Annotated in this window: 18 protein-coding genes; 15 read left to right on the forward strand and 3 right to left on the reverse strand. The window is 64.5% G+C overall.

Going from position 1 to position 24,409, the window contains the following annotated elements; genetic code table 11:
- Positions 1–4: 4 nt before the first annotated feature.
- Positions 5–3,526 (reverse strand): DNA polymerase III subunit alpha, encoded by a 3,522-nt coding sequence (dnaE, locus tag ACFQ3C_RS17435; RefSeq protein WP_380794559.1) that lies wholly within the window; start codon positions 3,524–3,526, stop codon positions 5–7.
- A 212-nt stretch (positions 3,527–3,738) separates the two neighbouring features.
- Here dnaE and xdhA point away from each other — a divergent pair, with 212 nt between their 5' ends.
- The 15 genes from xdhA (at position 3,739) to ACFQ3C_RS17510 (ending at position 19,839) form a co-directional block, all read left to right on the forward strand.
- A complete protein-coding gene (gene xdhA, locus ACFQ3C_RS17440) occupies positions 3,739–5,166 on the forward strand; it encodes a xanthine dehydrogenase small subunit (RefSeq protein WP_380794562.1) in 1,428 nt (475 codons plus the stop codon).
- Entirely contained in the window at positions 5,163–7,571 is a 2,409-nt protein-coding gene (xdhB, locus tag ACFQ3C_RS17445; protein ID WP_380794564.1) for a xanthine dehydrogenase molybdopterin binding subunit, read from the forward strand. The genes xdhA and xdhB overlap by 4 nt, the downstream gene beginning before the upstream one ends.
- Entirely contained in the window at positions 7,561–8,520 is a 960-nt protein-coding gene (gene xdhC / locus ACFQ3C_RS17450) for a xanthine dehydrogenase accessory protein XdhC (RefSeq protein WP_380794567.1), read from the forward strand. Before xdhB ends, xdhC begins: the two co-directional genes overlap by 11 nt.
- The gene (locus ACFQ3C_RS17455) at positions 8,517–10,034 is read left to right on the forward strand and encodes an ABC transporter ATP-binding protein (protein ID WP_380794570.1); all 1,518 of its coding nucleotides are present in this window, start codon (positions 8,517–8,519) and stop codon (positions 10,032–10,034) included. The genes xdhC and ACFQ3C_RS17455 overlap by 4 nt, the downstream gene beginning before the upstream one ends.
- 45 nt (positions 10,035–10,079) lie before the next feature.
- The gene (locus ACFQ3C_RS17460) at positions 10,080–11,162 is read left to right on the forward strand and encodes an ABC transporter permease (protein ID WP_380794573.1); all 1,083 of its coding nucleotides are present in this window, start codon (positions 10,080–10,082) and stop codon (positions 11,160–11,162) included.
- Positions 11,162–12,082 (forward strand): ABC transporter permease, encoded by a 921-nt coding sequence (locus ACFQ3C_RS17465; protein ID WP_380794576.1) that lies wholly within the window; start codon positions 11,162–11,164, stop codon positions 12,080–12,082. Before ACFQ3C_RS17460 ends, ACFQ3C_RS17465 begins: the two co-directional genes overlap by 1 nt.
- A 68-nt stretch (positions 12,083–12,150) precedes the next feature.
- Positions 12,151–13,224, forward strand: coding sequence for a BMP family ABC transporter substrate-binding protein (locus tag ACFQ3C_RS17470; protein WP_380794579.1), 1,074 nt, complete (start codon positions 12,151–12,153; stop codon positions 13,222–13,224).
- Positions 13,225–13,529: 305 nt separating this feature from the next.
- The gene (locus tag ACFQ3C_RS17475) at positions 13,530–14,156 is read left to right on the forward strand and encodes a hypothetical protein (protein ID WP_380794581.1); all 627 of its coding nucleotides are present in this window, start codon (positions 13,530–13,532) and stop codon (positions 14,154–14,156) included.
- Between the two features lie 3 nt (positions 14,157–14,159).
- The gene (locus tag ACFQ3C_RS17480) at positions 14,160–15,089 is read left to right on the forward strand and encodes an MvdC/MvdD family ATP grasp protein (protein ID WP_380794584.1); all 930 of its coding nucleotides are present in this window, start codon (positions 14,160–14,162) and stop codon (positions 15,087–15,089) included.
- 77 nt (positions 15,090–15,166) lie between these two features.
- Entirely contained in the window at positions 15,167–15,943 is a 777-nt protein-coding gene (locus ACFQ3C_RS17485) for a phosphatidylserine decarboxylase (RefSeq protein WP_380794586.1), read from the forward strand.
- The gene (gene pssA, locus ACFQ3C_RS17490; protein ID WP_380794589.1) at positions 15,927–16,700 is read left to right on the forward strand and encodes a CDP-diacylglycerol--serine O-phosphatidyltransferase; all 774 of its coding nucleotides are present in this window, start codon (positions 15,927–15,929) and stop codon (positions 16,698–16,700) included. The genes ACFQ3C_RS17485 and pssA overlap by 17 nt, the downstream gene beginning before the upstream one ends.
- 40 nt (positions 16,701–16,740) lie before the next feature.
- Positions 16,741–17,676: an aldo/keto reductase gene (locus ACFQ3C_RS17495; protein WP_380794591.1), complete on the forward strand. Its 936-nt coding sequence runs from the start codon at positions 16,741–16,743 to the stop codon at positions 17,674–17,676.
- A complete protein-coding gene (locus ACFQ3C_RS17500) occupies positions 17,673–18,752 on the forward strand; it encodes an NAD(P)/FAD-dependent oxidoreductase (RefSeq protein WP_380794593.1) in 1,080 nt (359 codons plus the stop codon). Before ACFQ3C_RS17495 ends, ACFQ3C_RS17500 begins: the two co-directional genes overlap by 4 nt.
- A gap of 1 nt (position 18,753) precedes the next feature.
- Complete coding sequence (locus tag ACFQ3C_RS17505; RefSeq protein WP_380794596.1) at positions 18,754–19,413, forward strand: DUF938 domain-containing protein; 660 nt, start codon at positions 18,754–18,756, stop codon at positions 19,411–19,413.
- 84 nt (positions 19,414–19,497) lie between these two features.
- On the forward strand, positions 19,498–19,839 hold the full coding sequence (locus tag ACFQ3C_RS17510; protein ID WP_380794598.1) for a carboxymuconolactone decarboxylase family protein: 342 nt from the start codon (positions 19,498–19,500) through the stop codon (positions 19,837–19,839).
- 51 nt (positions 19,840–19,890) lie between these two features.
- On the opposite strand, the gene ACFQ3C_RS17515 is transcribed toward ACFQ3C_RS17510, so the two are convergent.
- Together ACFQ3C_RS17515 and ggt are read right to left on the reverse strand one after the other, a co-directional pair.
- Positions 19,891–22,395, reverse strand: coding sequence for a GcvT family protein (locus ACFQ3C_RS17515; RefSeq protein WP_380794601.1), 2,505 nt, complete (start codon positions 22,393–22,395; stop codon positions 19,891–19,893).
- Between the two features lie 199 nt (positions 22,396–22,594).
- Positions 22,595–24,379, reverse strand: a complete 1,785-nt coding sequence (gene ggt, locus ACFQ3C_RS17520; RefSeq protein ID WP_380794604.1) for a gamma-glutamyltransferase — start codon at positions 24,377–24,379, stop codon at positions 22,595–22,597.
- Between the last annotated feature and the right edge of the window lie 30 nt (positions 24,380–24,409).

Consider the following 24,409-nt stretch of genomic DNA (forward strand, 5'->3'; position numbering starts at 1 on the left):
CGCGTTACACTTCCTGCACTTCCATGACGCCGGGCAAGGACCGGATTGCCCCCTTGATCTGCGGGTTCAGCGGGAAATCCTGACCTGTGTCGATCTCGGTCTCGCCGGGCAGGCCGGGGTCCATCAGGCACAGCATGACGGGTCCGCGCGGCAGGTTTCGCAAGGTTTCGGCCGCCTGTTCCAGAACCGACGCGACAGAGGCGATAGCGCCCGCATCCTCGATGAAGATCCGCAGGCCGGTGGCGCCGGCTTCGGCCACGACACCGTCCATCGGGGTCACGGATCGCCCGACGGGATCGAACTGCCCCTCGTTGAACCGCGCCTCAAGGGTCATGACAACCTGATGCGTCTGGTCAAAGACACGCCGGGCCGCGTCGAAATCATCGCAGAACATCGCGATCCCCGAGACCTGGCTGGTCGGGTCGGAAATGTTCATCCGGAAGAACCGCGTGCCGCGTCCCGATTTGCGCTCTTGCAGGGCCGACACCAGAACACCCACCTTGCCGATGGCGCCGCCGGCCTGTTCGGCCTTGGCCTGCAATTCGGCCAGGGTCAGCACGTTGCGCCGTTTCAGCGCGGGCAGGTAGTCGTCCAGCGGATGACCTGACAGGTAAAAACCGATGGCCTTGTGTTCCTCATCCAGCCGTTCTGTCGGTTGCCAGTCGGCCACGGGCATCAGGCGCGGTTCGGGCAGGTCGTCGCCCGCCTCTCCGAACAGCGACACCTGGTTCGAGGCCTTCTGTTCGTGGATCGCCGCGGAATAGTTCACCAGCGCATCCAGCGCCTCGAACACCCGGCGGCGGTTGGGGTCCAGCATGTCGAAGGCCCCGGCGCGGGCCAGCATTTCAAGCGGCCGCTTGCCGACGCGTTTCAGATCCACCCGGCGGGCAAAATCGAACAGCGTGACAAAGGGCCTTTCGCGCCCCGCGTCGTCGCGCCGCGCGGCGGTGATCATCCGCATCGCCTCGATGCCCACGTTCTTGAGCGCGCCCAGCGCATAGACCAGCTTGCCCTCATGCACGGTGAACCCGGCCTCGGACCGGTTGACGCAAGGGGGTACGATCTCGATCCCCATGCCACGGCGGACTTCCTCGGCATAGGTGGACAGCTTGTCGGTCAGGTGGCTGTCGCAATTCATGACGCCCGCCATGAATTCGACCGGGTGGTTCGCCTTCAGCCAGGCTGTCTGGTAGCTGACCACGGCATAGGCGGCGGCGTGCGATTTGTTGAAGCCGTAATTGGCGAATTTCTCCAGAAGGTCGAAAACCTCCGAGGCTTTCTTCTTGTCGACGCCATTGGCCATCGCGCCCTTTTCGAACTTGGGCCGTTCCTTGGCCATCTCCTCGGCGATCTTCTTGCCCATAGCGCGGCGCAGCAGGTCGGCGCCGCCCAGCGAATAGCCCGCCATTTCCTGCGCGATCTGCATCACCTGTTCCTGGTAGACGATGATGCCCTGGGTTTCCTCAAGGATGTGGTCGATCAGCGGATGGATCGATTCACGCGCTTTCAGCCCGTTCTTGACCTCGCAATAGGTGGGAATATTCTCCATCGGGCCGGGACGGTACAGCGCCACCAGCGCCACGATATCCTCGATGCAGGTGGGCTTCATGCGCCGCAGCGCGTCCATCATCCCGCTGGATTCCACCTGGAAGACCGCGACGGTTTTGGCACTGGCATAAAGCCTGTATGTCGCCTCGTCATCCAGCGGGATCGCGCCGATATCGTCCATGGCGCCTTCGGGCGGATCGTAAAGCTGCGCCCCATCCGCGCGGATATGCAGATGCCGCCCCTGCCCCTTGATCAGATCGACCGCGTTCTGGATCACGGTCAATGTCTTTAGGCCGAGAAAGTCGAACTTGACCAGCCCGGCCTGTTCCACCCATTTCATGTTGAACTGCGTGGCCGGCATGTCCGATCGCGGATCCTGGTAGAGCGGCACCAGACGGTCCAGCGGGCGGTCACCGATCACCACGCCCGCCGCGTGGGTCGATGCGTTGCGCAGCAGCCCTTCGACCTGCTGGCCGTAGTCCAGCAAACGCTTGACGACTTCCTCGGCGCGGACCGCCTCGCGCAGGCGTTCTTCCTGTGCCAGGGCCTGCTCGATGCTGACAGGCTTGACCCCTTCGACCGGGATCAGCTTGGACAGCCGGTCCACCTGCCCGTAAGGCATCTGCAACACGCGCCCGATATCGCGCACCGCGGCCTTGGACAGAAGCGCGCCGAAGGTGATGATCTGCCCCACCTTGTCACGTCCATAACGCTCCTGCACATAGCGTATCACCTCTTCGCGGCGATCCATGCAGAAGTCGATGTCGAAGTCGGGCATGCTGACGCGTTCGGGGTTCAGGAAGCGTTCGAACAGCAAGCTGTAGCGCAGCGGATCAAGGTCGGTGATCGTCAGCGCATAGGCCACCAGGCTGCCCGCCCCCGAGCCGCGCCCCGGCCCCACGGGAATGTCGTGATCCTTGGCCCATTTGATGAAATCGGCCACGATCAGGAAATAGCCGGGAAAGCCCATGCCCTCGATGATGCCAAGTTCGAACTCCAGCCGTTTGTCATATTCCTCGACCGAAGCGGCATGGGGGATCACGGCAAGCCGCGCGGCCAGACCTTCCTTGGCCTGGCGGCGCAATTCCTGCACCTCGTCATCGGCGAACTTGGGAAGGATCGGCGGGCGCTTGAACGCCTTGAAGGCACAGCGGCGCGCGATTTCGACGGTGTTCTGGACCGCTTCGGGCAGATCCGCAAAGAGCGTGGCCATCTCTTGCGGCGATTTGAAATAGTGTTGCGCGGTCAGGCGGCGGCGCGGCCCCTGCTGGTCGACATAGGCGCCTTCGGCGATGCAGATCAGCGCGTCATGCGCCTCGTACATGTCGGATTTCGGGAAATAGACATCGTTGGTGGCCACCAGCGGCAGATCCATCGCATAGGCCATCTCGACAAAGCCACGTTCTGACAGGCGCTCGGCCTCGGGCAGGCCGCCGCCCTCGGGGTGACGCTGCAATTCGACGTAAAGCCGGTCTGGATAAATCGCCGCCAGCTTGCGCATCAGATCTTCCGCCGCCGGGCGCTGACCTGCCCGCAAGAGCCGCCCCACGGGTCCATCGGGGCCGCCCGACAGGCAGATCAGACCTTCGCCGAACGCTTGCAACTCCTCCATCGTGACCTGCGGAAGCTGTCCGGCCTTGTCCAGGTAGAGGCAGCTGTTCAGCCGCATCAGGTTTTCATATCCGGTCTCGTTCTGGGCCAGCAGCACGATCCCCGCGGGGTCGCGGGGCCGCTCTCCCGGCTGGGCCGGCAGGTAAGCCAGCGAAACCTGGCAACCGACGATGGGCTGGATGCCCGCCGCGCTGGCCCCCACCGAGAATTCCAGCGCCGCGAACATGTTGTTGGTATCGGTCACGGCCACGGCCGGCATGCCGGCCGCGGCGCACAGACCGGGCAGCTTCTTCAGCCGCACCGCCCCTTCCAGCAGGGAATATTCGGTGTGCACACGCAGGTGAATGAATCGGGGGGAATTGCTCATGGGCTGAAGGCTACCCCAAGGCCCGCCCCTCGGAAAGCGCCGAAAAACTGATCACCGGACGGCAAGGCCGAAAGCCGCCGTGAAGCTTTTTCTTGCCAACTGGCCGAATCCGCGCTTTGCTGAAGCGAACCAACAGGGTCCGCGCTGCTCTACGCCGCATCGAGACAGCGCATCACGGGGCAAAAAACTGGTAAGGCGGCGGGCTTTTCTGCATGAATGTCTCCTTTCTTCTGAACGGGGAAAGCGTGGTGCTGGCAGATGAGTCGCCCACCGTGACCGCGCTGGACTGGCTGCGCGAGACGCGCGGCCTGACAGCCACGAAAGAGGGTTGCAACGAGGGCGATTGCGGCGCCTGCACCGTCATGGTCACCGATCCGGACGGCAGCAGCCGCGCATTGAACGCCTGCATCCTTTTTCTGCCGCAACTGGATGGTCGCGCCCTGCGCACGGTCGAAGGCATCACCGGCCCGGATGGCCACCTGCACCCGGTACAACAGGCCATGGTGGACCATCACGGCAGCCAATGTGGCTTCTGCACGCCGGGCTTCATCGCCGCAATGGCGGTGGCGCATCTGAACGGGGACAGGGACCACGACCGGTCACTGGCCGGAAACCTGTGCCGCTGCACCGGCTATGCGCCGATCATCCGCGCCGCGAAAGCCGCCGAAGACGCGCCTGTGCCCGCCTGGATGACCCATGACCGCGATTTCTTCTTGCCGGAAATATCCGCGGGGGGATCGTCGAGCCGCAGGGTCGACGTGGGGGGCCGCCAGCCCCCCGCCAGTGCGGCCATGCAACCGACAAGCAGCGACGCGCTTGCCGCGGCCTATGCCGCGAACCCCGCGGCGACACTGGTGGCCGGTGCCACGGATGTCGGCCTTTGGGTCACCAAGCAGATGCGCGACCTTGGCCAGATGATCTTTCTGAACCGCTGCGCCGATCTGCAGCAGATCACGCAGAACGAAGATGCCGTGACCATCGGTGCAGGCGTCACCATCGCGCGGCTGATCCCGGTCATGGATGATCTGCATCCGTCCTGCGCGGCCATGCTGCGGCGCTATGGTTCGGCGCAGGTCCGGGCCGCGGCCACGATCGGGGGCAATATCGCCAATGGCTCGCCCATCGGTGACGGGCCGCCCGCGCTGATGGCGCTGGGTGCTGTGCTGCATCTGCGGCAGGGCGATGCGCGGCGCGAGATGGCGCTTGAGGATTTCTTTCTGGAGTATGGAAAGCAGGATCGCCGCCCCGGCGAATTCATCGAGGCTGTCACGATCCCGCGGCAGGCGGACAGGCTGCGCTGCCACAAGCTGTCCAAGCGGTTCGATCAGGATATCTCGGCGGTGTGCGGCTGCTTCTCGATCACCGTGATGGATGGCCGGGTGACTGCCGCCCGCATCGCCTTTGGCGGCATGGCGGGCATTCCGGCGCGCGCGCGCCATGTCGAGGCGGCATTGATCGGCCAGCCCTGGATCGCTGCGACCATTGATCGCGCGATGCAGGCTTTCGCGCAGGATTTCGTGCCGCTGTCGGACATGCGCGCCTCGGCCGGGTACCGGCTGCAGACGGCGGCGAACATGCTGCGGCGCTATTTCCTTGAAGATACGGGTCAGACCGCCGGGATCATGGAGGTGCAGCCATGAGCCTGGCCAAACCCCTGCCCCATGACGCCGCACGCCTGCATGTGACGGGACAGGCGCGCTATGTCGATGATATTCCCCTGCCCGCCGATGCGCTGCACCTGGCCTTCGGTCTGTCCGGAATCGCGCGGGGCCGGATCACCGGGATGGACCTGGCGGCCGTGCGCGCCGCGCCCGGCGTGGTGATGGTTCTGACGGCGGAAGATCTGCCTTTTGCGAATGATGTCTCGCCTTCCGCCCATGACGAACCGCTTCTGGCCATGGGCCGCGTCCATTACCTGGGACAGCCGGTCTTTGCGGTGGTGGCGGATAGCCATCTGGCGGCGCGCCGCGCGGCACGGCTGGGCCGGATCGACTATGCCGAAGAGGTCCCGATCCTGACGATCGACCGGGCTCTGGCTGCAAACAGCCGTTTCGAGGATGGTCCGCGCATCTATGCCAAAGGCGATGCGCCCGCCGCGATCGCGGCGGCGCCGCATCGCGTGGAAGGGCGCTTCGAGATCGGCGGGCAGGAGCATTTCTACCTTGAGGGTCAGGCGGCCCTGGCCCTGCCACAGGAGGGCGGCGACATGGTGGTGCACAGCTCCACCCAGCACCCGACCGAAATCCAGCACAAGGTGGCCGAGGCCCTGGGCCTTCCCATGCATGGCGTCCGGGTCGAAGTGCGGCGCATGGGCGGGGGCTTCGGCGGCAAGGAAAGCCAGGGCAATGCGCTGGCCGTGGCCTGTGCGGTGGCGGCATCCCTGACCGGGCGGCCCTGCAAGATGCGCTATGACCGCGACGATGACATGGTGATCACCGGCAAGCGGCATGACTTTCGCATCGATTACACGGCGGGCTTTGACGATGCGGGCCGCATCGCCGGGGTGGGTTTCGTGCAATATGCCCGCTGCGGCTGGGCGCAGGATCTGTCGCTGCCGGTGGCAGACCGCGCGATGCTGCATGCCGATAATGCTTACCTGCTTGAGCATGCCCGCATCGAAAGCCACCGCTTGAAGACCAACACGCAGAGCGCGACCGCGTTCCGTGGCTTCGGCGGCCCGCAGGGGATGGTCGGCATCGAGCGGGTGATGGATCACATCGCGCATTACCTGGGCCGCGACCCGTTGGACGTGCGGCGTGTGAATTATTATGCCGAAGCCGCGCCTGCGGCGGGCCGGAATGCGCCTGCGGCGGGCCGGAATGCGCCTGCGGCGGGCGGCGCAGGGGGGCTGTCTGCCCCCCCGTTCACCTCCGGTGAACACCCCCCCGAGGATATTTCGGGCAAGAAGATACAAACGACGCCCTACGGCATGGAGGTCGAGGATTTCATCCTGCATGCCATGACCGACCGGCTGACCGTGACGGGCGCGTATGACAGGCGGCGGCGGGCCGTGGCGGATTGGAACGCGACTCACCCCGTCCTGAAACGCGGCCTTGCGCTGACGCCGGTGAAATTCGGGATTTCCTTCACGCTGACCCATCTCAACCAGGCGGGCGCCCTGGTGCATGTCTACCAGGATGGATCGATCCACCTGAACCATGGTGGCACCGAGATGGGCCAGGGCCTGTTCCAGAAGGTGGCGCAGGTCGCGGCCGCGCGCTTCGGGCTGGAGGTGGGGGCCGTCAAGATCACCGCCACGGATACCGGAAAAGTCCCCAATACATCGGCCACGGCCGCATCATCCGGGTCGGATCTGAACGGCATGGCCGTCAAGGCCGCCTGCGATACGATCCGCGACCGCATGGCCGCGCATCTGGCGGCGCTGCATCAGGTCGATGCCCTATCGGTGCGCTTCGAGGGTGGCCACGTCTACGCGGGCGAGGCCAGTTACAGCTTTGCCCAAGCCGCGCAGATGGCCTATGCGGCGCGGATCAGCCTGTCCGCGACAGGTTTCTATGCCACACCCAAGGTCGAATGGGATCGCATCCGGGGGCATGGGCGGCCGTTCTTCTATTTCGCCTATGGTGCGGCGCTGACCGAGGTGGTGATCGACACCCTGACCGGCGAGACGCGGATCCTGCGGGCCGATCTTCTGCATGACGCGGGCGCCAGCCTGAACCCGGCGCTGGACATCGGCCAGATCGAGGGCGGTTACGTGCAGGGCGCAGGCTGGCTGACGATGGAGGAGCTGGTGTGGGATCAGGCAGGGCGACTGCGCACACATGCGCCGTCGACCTACAAGATCCCCGCTGTGTCGGACCGGCCCGCGGTGTTCAACGTCGCGCTCTGGGAGGAGAGCAACCGGGAGGAGACGATCTATCGCTCGAAAGCCGTGGGCGAGCCGCCCTTCATGCTGGGCATCTCGGCGCTGATGGCGATTTCGGATGCTGTTTCCGCTTGCGGGCCGGGATATCCGGCGCTGGATGCGCCAGCGACGCCGGAGCGTATCCTGGCGGCTGTGCAGCGGGTGCGCGATGGGCTTTGATCTTGCAGAATTGACCACCGCCGTGACCGGTCATGGTCGGGTCGCACGGGTGGTGATCGCGCAGGTGCGCGGGTCGTCGCCGCGAGAGGTCGGGGCGGCGATGCTGGTCTGGCCAGAGGGTCAATCGGGCACGATCGGCGGCGGCGCGCTGGAGCATCAGGCGGCGCAAGCGGCGCGCGCAATGCTGGCGGGCGGGCCTGCGTCTCGGCTTTCCCGGCATGCGCTGGGGCCGGATCTGGGGCAATGCTGCGGCGGGTCGGTGCAATTGCTGAGTGAGGTATATGATGCGGTCGCGCTTGAGGTCCTGGAGGGACATGAGGTGATTGCCCGCCCCGTGACGCAGGGGACGCAGGGGACGCAGACGCCGCTGGCCGTGCAGCGCCTGCTGCACCGCGCGCGCGCGCAGGGCCAGCGGCCCGCGCCGCAGCTGATCGAGGGCTGGATGGTCGAATCCCTGGCGCGCGCTTCGGTGCCGCTGTGGATCTGGGGCGCGGGCCATGTGGGGCGCGCGCTGGTCGCGACGCTGTCGCCGCTGCCCGATCTGGCCATCACCTGGGTCGATACGCACCCCGAGCGCTTTCCGGCCCAAAACCCATGGGGCGTCACGATCCTGCCGGCGGCAGAACCGGCCCGCCTGGTGCCGCATGCGCCCAAAGATGCACATCATCTGATCCTGACCTATTCCCATGCGCTGGATCTGGCGCTGTGTCACGGGCTGCTGGAGCATGGCTTTGCCAGCGCGGGCCTGATCGGATCAGCGACGAAATGGGCGCGGTTCCGGTCGCGGCTGCAGGCGCTGGGCCATGCTTGCGCGCACATCGCGCGCATCCGTTGCCCCATCGGCGCGCCGACACTGGGCAAACATCCGCAAGCGATTGCAATCGGCGTGGCGGCCAGCCTAATGAACGGCCTAGCGGCCGAGACCGACAGAAAGGAACGCAGCGCATGACCGCACCGGTTCTGAGCATCAAGGGCCTGACCAAGGCCTATCCGGGTGTCGTGGCGAATGCGGATGTGTCATTCGATGTCATGGAGGGCGAGGTTCATGCCCTGCTGGGCGAGAATGGCGCGGGCAAGTCCACTCTGGTCAAGATGATCTATGGCCTTGTGAAACCCGACCACGGCAGCATGACCTTTCAGGGCAAACCCTATGCCCCTGCCGAACCGCGCGCCGCGCGGGCGGCGGGCGTGGCGATGGTGTTCCAGCATTTTTCCCTGTTCGACGCGCTGAACGTGGCCGAGAATATCGCCCTGGGGATGGAGCATCCTCCCCGGTTGGCCGATCTGGCGGGACGTATCCGCGAGGTATCCGAAACCTACGGCCTGCCGCTGGACCCGTTCCGCACCGTGGGCGACCTGTCCGCGGGGGAACGCCAGCGGGTCGAGATCATCCGCTGCCTGCTGCAGGATCCGCGCCTGCTGATCATGGACGAGCCGACATCGGTGCTGACCCCGCAAGAGGTGGAAATCCTGTTCCAGACCCTGCGCAAGCTGACGGCCGAGGGCGTGGCGATCCTTTATATCAGTCACAAGCTGGAGGAGATCCGCACGCTTTGCGATACGGCCACGATCCTGCGGCTGGGCAAGAAGGTAGCAACCTGCACCCCCGCCGAGACAACCGCGCGCCAACTGGCCGAGATGATGGTGGGCACGGTGTTGCACACGCCGGAACGCGGCGGCAGGGCGCTGGGCGATGTGGCGCTGGAACTGAGCGGGCTATCGGTCCGCTCGCCGTCAGCTTTCGGATGTTCGCTCAAGGACATCAGCCTGGCGGTGCGGCAGGGCGAGGTGCTGGGGCTTGGCGGGGTTGCCGGGAACGGACAGGACGAGTTGTTGGGCGCGCTGTCCGGCGAATTGCGCAGCAGCCCCGACATGGTGCAGATGCACGGCAAGGCCATCGGCATGCTGGGGCCGATGGAACGGCGGCGGATCGGGCTGCTGTGTGCGCCCGAGGAACGGCTGGGCCACGCGGCGGCGCCCGACATGAGCCTGACCGAGAACGCGATGCTGACCGGATCGCTGCGCGAAGGGCTGGAACGGCGCGGGTTCCTGGACTGGGGCCGCGCCAAGGGATTTGCCGAGGCCATCATCGCGCGTTTTGATGTGCGCACACCCGGGCCCGGCAATGCGGCGCGATCGCTGTCGGGGGGCAACCTGCAGAAATTCGTCATCGGGCGCGAGGTGATGCAGCGCCCCGAGGTGCTGGTGGTCAACCAGCCGACATGGGGTGTGGATGCCGCGGCTGCGGCCGCGATCCGGCAGGCGCTGCTTGATCTTGCGGCGGGCGGCACCGCGGTCGTGGTGATCAGCCAGGACCTGGACGAGCTGATGGAGATCGCGGACAGGTTCGGTGCCTTGAACGAGGGGCGGCTGTCACGCATCCGGCCCACGTCGGAGCTGAACATCGAGGAGATCGGGCTGATGATGGGTGGCGCCCATGACATGGAGGTGGCGCATGTCTGAGGCGGCAGAGCATGAGTATTTGAGGAACGATGAAGGAGCCGCGCCATGCTGAAGCTTGAAAAGCGGCCGCAGCCTTCGAAGGCCTGGGTCTGGCTGGCCCCCATCGTGGCGGTGGTCGCGACGATGATCGCGGGGGGCTTGCTGTTCGCGCTTCTGGGCAAGGACCCGCTGGTCGCGATACGCACGATCTTCTGGGATCCCCTGTTTTCCGAATTCGCCTTTTTCTACCGTCCGCAACTTCTGGTGAAGGGCGCGCCACTGGTCCTGATCGCCATCGGGCTGAGCCTGGGTTTCCGGGCAGGCATCTGGAACATCGGGGCCGAGGGGCAATATATCGTCGGCGCATTGTGCGGCGCGGGTGTGGGCCTTGCCTTCTACCCGGTTGAGGGATGGTTCATCTTTCCGCTGATGGTGATGGCTGGCGCGCTGGGGGGCTGGGCCTGGGCCATGATCCCGGCCGTTCTGAAGGTCAAATTCGGCACCAACGAGATACTTGTGTCGCTGATGCTGGTCTATGTGGCCGAGCAGTTGCTGGCCTCGATGGCGCTGGGGCTGATGAAGAATCCCGAAGGTTTCGGTTTTCCCGGCTCGCGCAACCTGCAGCAATATCCCAGCGCCCATAATGCGGAACTGATCGCGGGATCGGGGATGCACTGGGGCGTTGTCGCGGCCATGGTGGCGGTGATTTTCGCCTATGTGCTGATGACGCGGCATATTCTTGGCTTTCATATCCGCCTGACCGGAGAGGCGCCGCGCGCGGCGCGCTTCGCGGGTGTGAACCCGGCACGGCTGGTGCTGGTCTGCCTGGGGCTTGCGGGCGCGCTGGCGGGACTTGCCGGCATGTTCGAGGTCTCGGGGCCTGCCGGGCGAGTCAGCATCGACTTCAACGTGGGCTACGGCTTTACCGCGATCATCGTGGCTTTCCTGGGCCGGTTGCATCCGCTGGGCATCCTGCTGGCGGGTCTGCTGATGGCGCTGACCTATATCGGCGGCGAGATCGCGCAATCGCGGCTGGGGCTGCCGGCGGCGGCAATCCAGATGTTCCAGGGGATGTTGCTGTTCTTCCTGCTGGCAGTCGATGTGATGACCAATTACCGGCTGCGGCTGACATGGCGTGAGGTGGCATGATGGATCTGTCGTCAATCAATCCGATCCTGCTGCTGGCCTCGCTGATGGTGGCGGCGACCCCGTTGCTGCTGGCGGCGGTGGGCGAGCTTGTGGTGGAAAAGGCAGGTGTTCTGAACCTGGGCGTCGAGGGGATGATGATCACCGGCGCGATCTGCGGCTTTGCCATCGCGGTGAACACGGGAAATCCGATGCTGGGCGTTCTGGCTGCTGCCGCGGGGGGGGCTGCGCTGTCGCTTCTGTTTGCGGCGCTCACGCAGCTTGTGCTGGCCAACCAGGTGGCCTCGGGGCTTGGGCTGACGCTGTTCGGGCTGGGCCTGTCCTCGTTGATCGGCCAGGGCTACCAGGGCATTCGCCCGCCATCCTTTCCCCGGCTGAACGTGCCCGGCCTGTCGGACATGCCGGTGCTGGGGCGGATCCTGTTCTCGCATGATCTGATGGTGTATCTGGGCCTGATCATCGTCTCCGCCGTCTGGTTCATGCTGAAATACACCCGCGCCGGGCTGATCCTGCGGGCGGTCGGCGAGAACCACGAGGCGGCCCATGCCCTTGGCTACAAGGTCGTGCGCATCCGCATTCTGGCGATTCTCTTCGGCGGGGCCTGCGCCGGGATGGGAGGCGCCTATATCAGCCTGATCCGCGTGCCGCAGTGGACCGAGGGAATGACGGCCGGAATCGGCTGGATCGCCCTGGCGCTGGTGGTATTTGCCAGCTGGAAGCCCTGGCGCGTCCTGCTGGGTGCCTATCTTTTTGGCGGCGTGACGGTGATTCAGCTAAATCTGCAGGCGGCGGGCGTTGCGATTCCCGTCGAATATCTGGCAATGTCGCCCTATCTGATCACCATCCTCGTGCTGGTCATCATGTCGGCCGACAAAAGCAGCGCGCCTGCCTCGTTGGGCCGTATTTTCCATGCCTCGCGATGAGGTCAATCATTTCTGATCCGGCGGATCGGGGCGTTTTCAACAAGACCATCCAACAGGGGGAAACCTGAATGAAACTAACCAAACTGCTGACCACCGCGGCGCTTGCGCTGGGCCTGGCGACCGGGGCCATGGCGCAGGACAAGCTGAAGGTGGGCTTTGTCTATGTGGGCCCCGTCGGCGACGGCGGCTGGACCTATGAGCACGACAAGGGCCGGCTGGCCGTCGAGGCAGAGTTCGGCGACAAGGTCGAGACCGTTTTCGTCGAATCCGTGCCCGAAGGCCCGGACGCCGAGCGCGTGATGACCCAGATGGCGCTGGACGGCGCCAAGCTGATCTTCACCACCTCCTTTGGCTTCATGGACCCGACGATCAATGTGGCCGCCAAGTTCCCTGACGTGAAATTCGAGCACGCCACCGGCTACAAGCGCGTCGACAACGTGTCGACCTATTCGGCCCGTTTCTACGAGGGCCGCGCCATCCAGGGCCATATCGCGGGCAAGATGACGGAAACGAACATCATCGGCTATATCGGCTCCTACCCGATCCCCGAAGTGATCCGCGGCATCAACTCGGCCTTCATCCATGCGCGCAAGGTCAACCCCGATGTCCAGTTCAAGATCGTCTGGGCCTATACCTGGTTCGATCCCGCGAAAGAGGCTGACGCAGCGAAGGTCCTGATCGAACAGGGCGCCGACGTGATCCTGCAGCACACCGATTCCACAGCGCCGCTGGCTGCCGCCGCAGAGGCAGGCAACATCATCGGCTTCGGCCAGGCGTCCGACATGGGTGAATATGCCGATGGTCCGCGCGTGTCCTCGATCATCGACAACTGGGCGCCCTATTATATCGCGCGCACCCGCGCCGTGCTGGATGGCACCTGGACCTCGACCGACACATGGGACGGCATCGGGCCGGGCATGGTCGGCATCGGCGAGATCACCGACAAGGTGCCTGCTGATGTCAAAGCCGAGGCGCTGGCCATGAAAGACGCCATTGCGAAGGGTGAATATCACCCCTTCACCGGCCCGCTGAACAAGCAGGACGGTTCGGTCTGGCTGGCAGATGGCGAAGTGGCCGATGACGGCACCCTGCTGGGCATGGACTTCTATGTCGAGGGCCTTGAGGGCACGATCCCGAACTGATCGACCGTTACAGCACCCAAGGAAAACCCCGCCTTCGTGCGGGGTTTTTTTGTCTTGCGCCACGGTGGGCACGGGTCGGGTGCCTGTGCGATTCCCTATCTTGTCCGGCGGCGGCCCCTGCCCCCCTGCGGAAGCAGAGGCAGAGGCAGAGAAAACAGGATTGAATATCTGCTTGAATGCGTCATGCCCACATTACGGAGCATTTGTTTTTTGATCGTTCAGAGTGTGAGTGTGCCATGTCCGACAAACTCCCCCCCCCCCTCAAGAAACTGAAGGAAGCCGTCAAGCAAGCTGCCGTGGGCTCAATGGATCCCCTGACGCATCTGCTGGCCGTCGCGCTTGACGATGACGAGATCGCGGCCGAGATCGAGAAGCGCGTAAAAGGCAAGTTGATCGGATCGGCGCGGCTTATCTCGGTCGAGGGGGATTTGCAGGCGGGCATCAGCGGCACAATAGAAATCCCGATCTTCTCGGAAGATGTGGGAGATCTGCTGAAAGAGCCGATCTATGTTTTCACGGACCTGTCCACCCGCAAGGCCCATATCGTAAGCCGTCCCGTTCAGGATCAACCAAGCCAGCCCCGGATGGCAAACACGCCCTATGTGATGTCATCACAGCCTGGACTGAATACGCAGGTCGTCAGCCTCGGACCCGAGGCCATCGCGCGCGAGAATGCCTATTTCGGTCGCATTGGCCTGACCCCCAGGCTGCCATTCAATCCAACAACACTTCCCGAGCGGCCCGACCTCGAGATGCTGATCAACGAGATCATCTCGCGCCGTGAATGGGGGGGACGCGCTGCCGCCGCGGCGCAGAGCACCTGTACCTATGACACGACAAGTTCCTGCGTCACGTTCACTGCACCCGGCATGAATTACGACCAGCGCGTCCAGGATGATTGCCAAGGCGATGGTTACAGGACTGACGACTAGATCATGATCGTGATCTTCAGTAGCGCGGAGGATGTGCATTCGCTGGCCGTGCAGTCCGAGATCAGAAAGCGCGGGGGCGATGCGGTCATTGTCGATCTGCGCGGATATCGGGCGAACCTTGACATAGAGCATGTCATCGGCGCCGGATCGCGGGGGGTTTCGGTTTGCCTCAGCCAGCATGGCGTCGATCCGGTCGATGTGACCGGTGTCTGGTGGCGGCGTGTATCGCGTCCTGAACCCGTCGACGATCTTGACGAGGCGACGAATGCTTTCATGCAAAAGGAGATCGATACGACGCTGAAAGGCTGGCTGCTGTCGATGACAAACATCATCAACCCGGTTGATCGGGCGGCCCAGGCCAATAACAAGCTGCTGCAACTGCACATCGCGCAAGAAAGCGGTTTTTGCATTCCGCAGACGCTCGTGACTACGCGCAAGGATTCGATCCTGCGCTTCCGCGACCGTCTGGGTGCCATTGTCTGCAAGCCCATGAACGGACATGCACAGGCTTTCATCGAAACGCGTTTGGTCCGGCCGGACGAAGACATCGACGATCAGGCCCTGTCCAACTGTCCGACCATGTTCCAGGAGGCCATTCTGGGCGGCGATGACCTGCGCGTCACCGTCGTTGACGATGCTATTTTCGCGGCCCGGGTCCTACGCCCCGAGGGCTTCACACATATCGACTGGCGCCCCGAGTTGAACGCAACCTTCGCAAGTGTCACCTTGCCGCCCCCGGTCGAGGATTGCATCCGTCGCTACATGGCGTCGATGGGCATCAGGTACGGTGCGTTTGATCTGCGTACGGATTCCGCCGGACGACATGTATTCCTCGAGTGCAACGAGGCAGGTCAATTCCTTTTCGTGGAAATCCATGGCGGCATTCCCATTTCCACTGCGGTTGCGTCAGCCCTTGTTGACGGGCCCGCCTGACCGTCGACAGCGTAACACGCTCTCGTTCTTCAAAACGGAATGCTATCCTCGTGACGCATGAAGGGCGTTTCGCATAAATGCACCACGGCAGTCAGCCGCATTGCGCCACGGCCCACAAGGTTGTAGGGCAATTGCCAACATCGCGAAGGACAGCCCTGATCATGACCATGCTGGAAACATTCATCAAACCGATGCACCCCGAAGGGCGCAAGTTCGTGGCTATCTTTGCCGTGATTTCCCTTGTGCTGTTCCTTGTCTGGGAACCGCTGGGCTGGATCGGTGTCGGCCTGACGGTCTGGTGCTACTATTTCTTCCGCGACCCCAAACGCACCACGCCGACGCGCGACGGGCTGCTGATCAGCCCCGCCGACGGGGTGATCTCGCTGATCGAGAAAGCTGTGCCGCCGGCCGAGCTGGGCATGGCGGATCACGCCCTGACGCGGGTCAGCGTCTTCATGAACGTGTTCAACTGCCATGTGAACCGCGCGCCCATCGCGGGCCGCGTGACAGCGGTGGCCTACCGTCCCGGCAAGTTCTTCAATGCCTCGCTGGACAAGGCATCGGTCGATAACGAGCGCAACTCGCTGGCCATCGAAATGGCCGATGGCCGCCAGATCGCCGTGGTGCAGATCGCGGGGCTGGTCGCGCGGCGCATCGTGTGCTGGACCAAACCCGAACAGCACCTGCTGACCGGTGAACGGTTCGGCCTGATCCGGTTTGGCAGCCGCGTCGATGTCTATCTGCCCGATGGCGTGTCCCCCCTTGTCACCGTGGGGCAAGGCATGATCGCGGGCGAGACGGTCATTGCCGATCTGACCTCGACCGAAGGAGCGCGCGATGGGCGAACTGCCTGATCCCGATCAGTTGCCACCCGTCCGTTCGCGGCGGGAATTGCCGATCGTGCAGCTTCTGCCGAACCTCGTGACGGTCGGTGCGATTTGCGCGGGCCTGACCGCGATCCGCTATGCCACCAGCGGCAATTTCAACGTGGCGGTGCAATTGCTGCTGCTGGCCGCGGTGCTGGACGGTCTGGATGGCAGCCTGGCCCGGTTGCTGAAAAGCGCAAGTGCGCTGGGGGCGGAACTGGACAGCCTTGCCGATTTCCTGAACTTCGGGATCGCGCCCGCGCTGCTGATGTATTTCTGGGCCTTCAAGGACATGGGGAACCTGGGCTGGATCGCCGTTGTGATCTATGCGCTGTGCTGTGTCTTGCGGCTTGCGCGGTTCAATGTCGGCACCAAGGCCAGCGATACCGAAAAACCGAGCCGCCATTTCGAGGGGGTGCCCTCGCCTGCCGGTGCGCTGCTGGTGATGCTTCCCCTGTTCGTGGATCGCGCTTTCGACGGCCTGCCGCCGATCCCCGACATGGTCATAGCCGCCTATATGCTGGGGGTCGGCCTGCTGATGATCAGCCGCATGCCCACATGGTCGCTGAAATCGCTGACGATCCAGCGCGAGAACGTGCGCTTTCTCTACGTGGGTTTCGTGTGTTTCCTGGCCGCGCTAATCAGCTTTCCCTGGCTGACGCTGATGGCGCTGGACCTGCTTTATCTGGTGTCACTGGTCTGGGCCTGGCGTCAGTGGCGGTCAAGATCGCAAGAGCAGGTTTGACCCCTTTCCCTTGACGCCAAGCCGTGGCAGTTTCGCGTCCATGACACATGCACTGATCAGCCGTGACGGCACCCCCGCAAGCCGCCTTGCCTTTGGCACCATGCAATTCGGTGGCCGCGCCGATGAGACGCAGTCACGCGCCATGTTCGAGGCCAGCCTGGACGCGGGCATCACGCATTTCGACACCGCGCATGCCTATACCGGCGGCGCATCCGAAGAGATCACCGGCAGGCTGATCGCGCCGCATCGCGACCGGCTGATCCTGGCCACAAAGGCCGGATATGTGGGTGGGTCGACCCGCGAGAATATCCTCAAGACCTTCGACATCTCGCGCCAGCGGTTGCAGATGGATCAGGTCGATATCCTTTACCTGCACCGGTTCGACGACAACACGCCACTGCGCGAAACCTTCCAGACGCTGGCCGAGCTGAAACAGAAGGGGCAGATCCGCTATGTGGGCGTTTCCAATTTCGCCGCCTGGCAGGTGGTCAAGGCGCAATGGGTCGCGTCGGAATTCGATCTGACAATCGACATCCTGCAGCCGATGTACAACATCGTCAAACGTCAGGCCGAGGTGGAACTGTTCCCCGCCTGCGTCGATCAGGGTATCGCGATTGCCCCCTATTCGCCGCTGGGTGGCGGATTGCTGACAGGCAAATATGCGCTTGGTGGCAACGGGCGACTGGTCGAGGACAAGGCCTATGCCAGCCGTTACGCCCCCGAATGGATGCACAAGGCCGCCGCCGGGCTGCAAGAGATCGCGGCAGAGGTCGGCGTTCATGCGGCCACCCTGGCCGTGGCCTGGGCCGCGCGTCATCCCGCAGGCCCCACGCCGATCATATCGGCCCGGTCCGCAGAACAGTTGACACCTTCGCTGGCAGCGATGGATTTCACGCTGGATGATGCGCTTTATGCGCGGCTGACAGCCCTTGCGCCCACCCCTGCCCCCGCCACGGACCGGCTGGAAGAGGCATGAGCCGCGCGCTGGTCATCGGGGGTGGCGTGGCCGGCATATCGGCGGCCGCCCGCCTTGCCCCGCATCTTGACGTGACCTTGCTGGAAGCCGAGGAAAGCCTGGCCTATCACGCCTCGGGCCGGTCGGCGGCCATGTTCCTGCTGGATTACGGTAATGCCACGATCAAGGCCCTGAATGCCGCCAGCGCGGATCACCACCGCAATGCCGATGGCGGCGTGCTGTCCCCGCGCGGGATGATGATGGTGGCAGGCCCGGATCACGGCGATGCCTTTCGGTCCGACAGCGCCGATCTGGGACTTGAAGAGATCCCGATCAACCAGGCTGCCCGCCTCTGGCCGATCCTGAACCGCGAAAACGTGACCCGGGCCGCCTATCGCGAGGACGCGCAGGATCTGGACACGGATCTGCTGATCCAGAACTTTGCCCGGTCCGCACGCGCACACGGGACGCGGATCGTGACCGGGGCGCGGGTGGACCGGATCGACCGCGTTGCGACAGGCTGGCGCGTGACCACGCTGAACGGACAAACCCACGAGGCCGATCTGCTGGTCAACGCCGCCGGTGCATGGGCCGATCCGGTCGCACGCATGGCGGGGTTGGCGGCGTTGAATATCCAGCCCTATCGACGCTCGATGGCGCGGATCGCGCTGCCGCAGGGAATGTCGCCCGCTGATTGGCCCTTTGTCGATGGGGTCGGCGAAAGCTGGTATTGCAAGCCCGATGCCGGCGCGCTGATCGTATCGCCGGCGGATGAAGATCCGGTCGAACCGCAGGATGCCTGGGCCGATGACATGGTGCTGGCCGAAGGCCTGGCGCGCTATCAGGATGCCGTGACCGTCCCCGTCACCCGGATGCTGGCGAATTGGGCAGGCCTGCGCAGCTTTGCGCCGGATCGCGCTCTGGTCATAGGGGCCGACCCGCAGGATGCCAGCTTCCTGTGGTGCGCGGGTCAGGGCGGCTATGGCTTCCAGACTGCGCCCGCCGCCAGCCAGCTTCTGGCCGATCTTGCGCTTGGTGCGACGCCAAGCCTGGACGCCGGAACCGTGCGCGCCCTGTCACCTGCGAGGTTTGCCTGAGATGTCACGCCGCCTGAACCTTCCGGACACGGCCTCGGTCGCGCATCCATCGGATGATGGGCGCATGTTCGCCCCCTCTGCCGCGCGCAATGCCGCCGATATCGCGGCCCTGGTCGCCCAGCATGCGCCCGTGTCCGGGCGCGCGCTGGAAATCGCCTCGGGCACCGGGGAACATGCGGTTGTCTTTGCAAAGGCCGTGCCGGGTCTGGACTGGCAGCCCACCGATATCGACGCGGCGCGCCGTGCCTCGGTCGATGCCCATGCGGCGCTGGCAGGGCTACCCAATCTGCGCCCGGCGATCGCGCTTGACGCAACCGCCCCCGGCTGGGGCGCCGCCCATGCCGGTCAGGACCTGATCGTGCTGGTCAACCTGCTGCACCTGATCAGCGAGAATGAGGCCAGGATCCTGATCGCCGAAGTGGCGCAGGCGCTGGCGCCCGGCGGGCTTTTCATCCTCTATGGTCCGTTCCTGCGCGATGGCGAGACGACATCCGACGGCGACAGGTCCTTCGATGCCAGCCTGCGCGCCCAGGACCCCGAGATCGGCTACAAGGATGATTGGGACGTGATCGACTGGATCCATGCCAATTGGCTGGAATTGGTGCAGGTCGTCGAGATGCCCGCCAACAACATGGCTTTTGTCGCGCGCCGCCCTGCCTGAGCCTTTTATCTGATCAGGATCAAGGCAGGCCGTGTTCCGCTGTGATCTGGCCTGACCTGACTGACAGGAAGGCAAGGACCGATCATGACATGGAATGACAAGCTCGACAGCACCCGCAACCAGTTGCGCGGGCTCAACAAGGCGATCCCGGATACGACACGCGCCTTCGGTGCCCTGGGCAAGGCCGTCAAGGAAGGCGGGGTGCTGGCGTTCAAGACCAAGGAATTCGTGGCCCTGGGCATCGCCATCGCCACCCGCTGCGAGGCCTGTATCGTGCTGCATGTGGACACCCTGATCCGCGCCGGGGCCAGCCGCGAGGAAATCGGCGATGTGCTGGCCATGACCATCCAGATGGGCGGTGGCCCGTCGATGATGTATGCCGCCAAGGCGCTGGAATGCTTCGATGAAATGACGGCCGCAGGGTAACGGCTGGCTTCAGGTCCCGGCGCGGCGACAACCGCGCCGGGATCTTGCTTTTTACCCGTCCTGACGGATCGTCGCGTTGGCGGGATCGTAGGGGCTGTCTTCGACCACCTTTGCATCCCACAACTGGTCGAACATCTTGACCTTCAGCGCGGTGCCCGGCACCGCCAGATCGGGGCGGACATAGCCCATCCCGATGCTCTGGCCGAAATGCACCGAATGGCCGCCCGAGGTCAGACGCCCCACGCGCGTGCCATCGGGCGTATAAAGCGCCTCGCGCCCCCAGGGATCGGCATCAGCGGGGCCATCCACAAGGATCGTCACGCATTTGGACCGGATACCCTTGGCCTCCATCGCGGCCTTGCCACGGAAGTCCTTGGACAGGTCCACGAAGCGCGGCAGATCGGCCTCAAGCGGGGTGGCGTCGCGGCCAAGTTCGTTTCCGAAGGCGCGATAGGATTTCTCCTGCCGCAGCCAGTTCTGTGCCCTGGCCCCAACCAGCTTCATGCCATGCGCGGCGCCGGCCTTTTCCAGCAGGTCGAACAGATAGTTCTGCATCTCGATCGGATGGTGCAATTCCCAGCCCAGCTCTCCCGTATAGGCGACGCGGATTGCATTGACCGGGCACATGCCCAGTTCGATCTGCCGTGCGCTTAGCCAGGGGAACCGCTTGTTCGACAGGGCGGTTTCGGGATCGGCATCCTTGATCACCGCCTTCAGCACATCGCGCGATTTCGGCCCGGCGATGGCGAAGACACCCCATTGGGTCGTGACGTTCTGGATCTCGACATAGCCGAACTCGCCCATCTTGTCGGCGGCGGATTTACGCAGGAAATCAGCGTCATAGTCGGTCCAGGCTCCGGCGCTGACCAGGTAATACTCATCCTCGCCCAGCCGCACGATGGTATATTCGGTGCGCGTCGTGCCCTGATCGGTCAGCGCATAGGTCAGGTTGATCCGGCCCACCTTGGGCAGCTTGTTGCAGGTGAACCAATCCAGAAACTGCGTGGCGCCCGGCCCCTTGACCAGATGTTTGGTAAAGGCTGTCGCATCGATCAGGCCCACGCCCTCGCGAACGGCCTTTGCCTCCTCAACCGCATAATGCCACCAGCCGCCACGGCGGAAGCTGCGGGCGTCGTGATCGAAGCTTTCGGACGCATCCAGCGGGCCATAGTAATTGGGCCGCTCCCAGCCATTGACCTGGCCGAACTGTGCGCCGCGCGCCTTCTGCCGATCATAGGCAGGGGCGGTACGCAACGGGCGGCAGGCTTCGCGCTCTTCATCCGGGTGGTGCAGGATGAAGACGTGGCTATAGCACTCCTCGTTCTTGCGCGCCGCATATTCGGTGGTCATCCAGCTGCCATAGCGCTTGGGGTCCAGCGCCGCCATATCGATCTCGGCCTCGCCCTCGACCATCATCTGGGCCAGATAATAGCCGGTGCCGCCGGCGGCGGTGATGCCGAAACTGAACCCTTCGGCCAGCCACATGTTGCGCAGGCCGGGCGCGGGGCCCACCAGCGGGTTGCCATCGGGCGTATAGCAGATCGGGCCGTTGAAATCGTCCTTGAGGCCCACCGTCTCCGACGAGGGCAGACGATGGATCATCGACATGTATTCTTCCTCGATCCGCTCCAGATCCAGCGGGAACAGGTCGGCGCGGAAGCTGTCGGGCACACCGAATTCGAACCGCGCGGGGGCGCCATGCTCATAGGGGCCAAGGATCCAGCCGCCGCGCTCTTCGCGCACATACCACTTGGCATCGGCATCGCGCAGCACCGGGTGCTCCAGCCCGCCGTTCTTGCGGTATTCGACCAGCGCGGGATCTGGTTCGGTCACGATGAACTGATGCTCGACCGGGATCGCGGGCGACTTGATGCCCAGCAGGCGCGCGGTGCGCTGTGCATGGTTGCCGGTGGCGGTCACGACATGTTCCGCGGTGATCACGATCTGCTCGTCGGACGGCACAAGGTTCCCGCCCTTTTCGACCATCTTCGTGCAGGTCACTTCCCATGCGCTGCCAGTCCAGTGATAGGCATCGGCCTGCCACTTGCGCTCGATCATCACACCGCGCTGGCGCGCGCCCTTGGCCATGGCCATCGTCACGTCGGCCGGGTTGATATAGCCATCCGTGGGGTGGTAGATCGCGCCTTTCAGGTCATCGGTGCGCACCAGCGGCCAGCGGTCCTTGATCTGGGCGGGCGTCATCCATTCATAGGGCACATTGCAGGTCTCGGCCGTGGTGGCATAGACCATGTATTCATCCATCCGCGCCTGCGTCTGCGCCATGCGCAGGTTGCCCACAACGGAAAAGCCCGCGTTCAGGCCGGTCTCGGCCTCCAGCGACTTGTAGAATTCGACCGAATATTTGTGGATATGGGTCGTGGCGAAGGACATGTTGAACAGCGGCAGCAGGCCAGCCGCATGCCAGGTCGACCCCGACGTCAGCTCGTCGCGTTCCAGCAGCATCACATCCTGCCACCCGGCACGCGCCAGGTGATAGGCAATCGAGGTTCCGACAGCGCCGCCGCCGACGACCAGAGCTTTGACATGTGTTTTCATGGCGCAAGCGACTCCCTTGGATCAAGCGTTGGCCGATCAATAGCAGGCACAGCAAAGCGCGTGTGAACCAGCCGACGCAATCCCGCCTGAAAGCGACCTGTCCCACGAAAGCGGCGCGCGCCGGTTCTTCTTGCGCCAAATATCCTCGGGGGGAATGGGCCCGCAGGGACCATCGGGGGGCAGACAGCCCCCCGCCTGCTCATTGCCCCAGCGCCACACCTTCGCGGCGCGGATCCGCCCCACCGCGCAGACCCTCAGGCCCGATCGAGATCGCATGCAGCCCCGATGTCTGCGCGCCCAGGCGCACCTCGTAGCCAAGTGCGCGCAGCGGATCGGCCAGGGCCTCGACCTCGGTTCCGGCTTCCAGGTCGTAGATCCCGAAACGGTTCAGCAGATGCCCAGCGGCAACCGCCTGCTGCACATCCATGCCCCAATCCAGATGGGCGATCAGCGCATTGGTCACGTAACCGATGATCGAACTGCCGCCGGGGCTACCCAGCACCAGCACCGGCTGCCCGTCGCGCCGCACGATGGTGGGCGCCATCGAGGACCGCGGCCGCTTGCCCGGCGCCACACGATTGGCGACCGGCACGCCATCCACATGACTGCGAAAGGAAAAATCCGTCAGTTCATTGTTCAGCAGAAAACCTGCCGCCATCAGACGGGCGCCAAAGGCGTTTTCGATGGTCGAGGTCATGGACAGCGCATTTCCATAGGCATCCACGATCGAGATATGCGTGGTCGAGGGCTGTTCCAGCGTGATCCCATCGGCCCGGTAGAGAGTATGATCGAAAGACGGCTGCCCTGCGGTGGCCTCGGACAGAACGCCGCCGTCCGCGATCAGTGACGCGCGCTGCCGCAGATAGGCTGTATCCAGCAGGCCCTTGACCGGGACCGGCACATGATCGCTATCCGCCAGGTAACGCGCCCGGTCCGCGAAAGCCAGGCGACTGGCCTCACCGATCAGGCGCCAGCTTTCAGGGTCGTTCGGTCCCAGTGCCACCAGGTCGGCGCCTTCCAGCATCCCCAGGATCTGCCCGACCGCCACCGCGCCCGAAGACGGCGGCCCCATCCCGCAAACCTCGTGCCCGCGATAGGGCGCGCAGATCGCCGGGCGTTCCTTGACGCGGTAGATCGCCAGATCCAGCGGCCCCAGCAAGCCGGGATTGTGCGTAGCGCCCCGCACGGCGGTCACGATCGCCCCGGCTACCGGGCCGGTATAGAACCCGTCAACACCCCGATCCGCCAAGAGGCGCAGCGTCTGTGCATAGTCAGGATTACGCAGGATTGCCCCTTCGGCCAGGGGCTGCCCACCGGGCAGGAAATAGTTTGCCGTCGCAGGATCCACGGCCAGACGCGCGGCATCCGCCGCAACCAGCATCGCCAGACGAGGCGAGACGGCAAAGCCTTCCTCGGCCAGGCGAATGGCCGGGGTCAGAAGCGATGTCCATTCGGCGCGCCCCCAGCGGGCATGGGCCTCGGCCATCAGGGCGGGTGTGCCGGGGGTGCCGACACTGCGCCCGCCGACGACGGCGTCAAAGAACTTGAGCGGTTCGCCCTGTTCGTCCTGAAAAAGACGCGGCGTCGCGTCCAGGGGGGCCGTTTCGCGCCCGTCAAGCGTGGTGATCGCCCCGGTGGCGCCATCGTGCCAGACCAGAAAGGCCCCGCCACCCAATCCCGATGACTGCGGCTCGACCAGTCCCAGCACGGCCTGCACGGCGACCATGGCATCGGCGGCCGTGCCACCCGCCGCCAGAACATCGGCCCCGGCGTCGCTGGCCAGGGGATTGGCTGCCACAACCATCCATCTGTCGGCCTCCACGGGGCGTGACGCGGCCTTTGCTTGCAGGGCAAGCTGCACCCGCGCGGATGTTGCGACCTGTCCCGCGCCGATCCCTTCGGGCACGATCCTGTCCGACACCTGCTGCGCCGGACCAGGTCCGGCCAGCAGCACGAATGAAACCACCAAGGCTGCAAGACGCATGTCAGCTCCTTTTCACCGTTGGGTCCCTGC

Origin of the sequence: Seohaeicola saemankumensis (genome assembly GCF_042678485.1) — a bacterium.
GTDB classification, from domain to species: domain Bacteria; phylum Pseudomonadota; class Alphaproteobacteria; order Rhodobacterales; family Rhodobacteraceae; genus Seohaeicola; species Seohaeicola saemankumensis.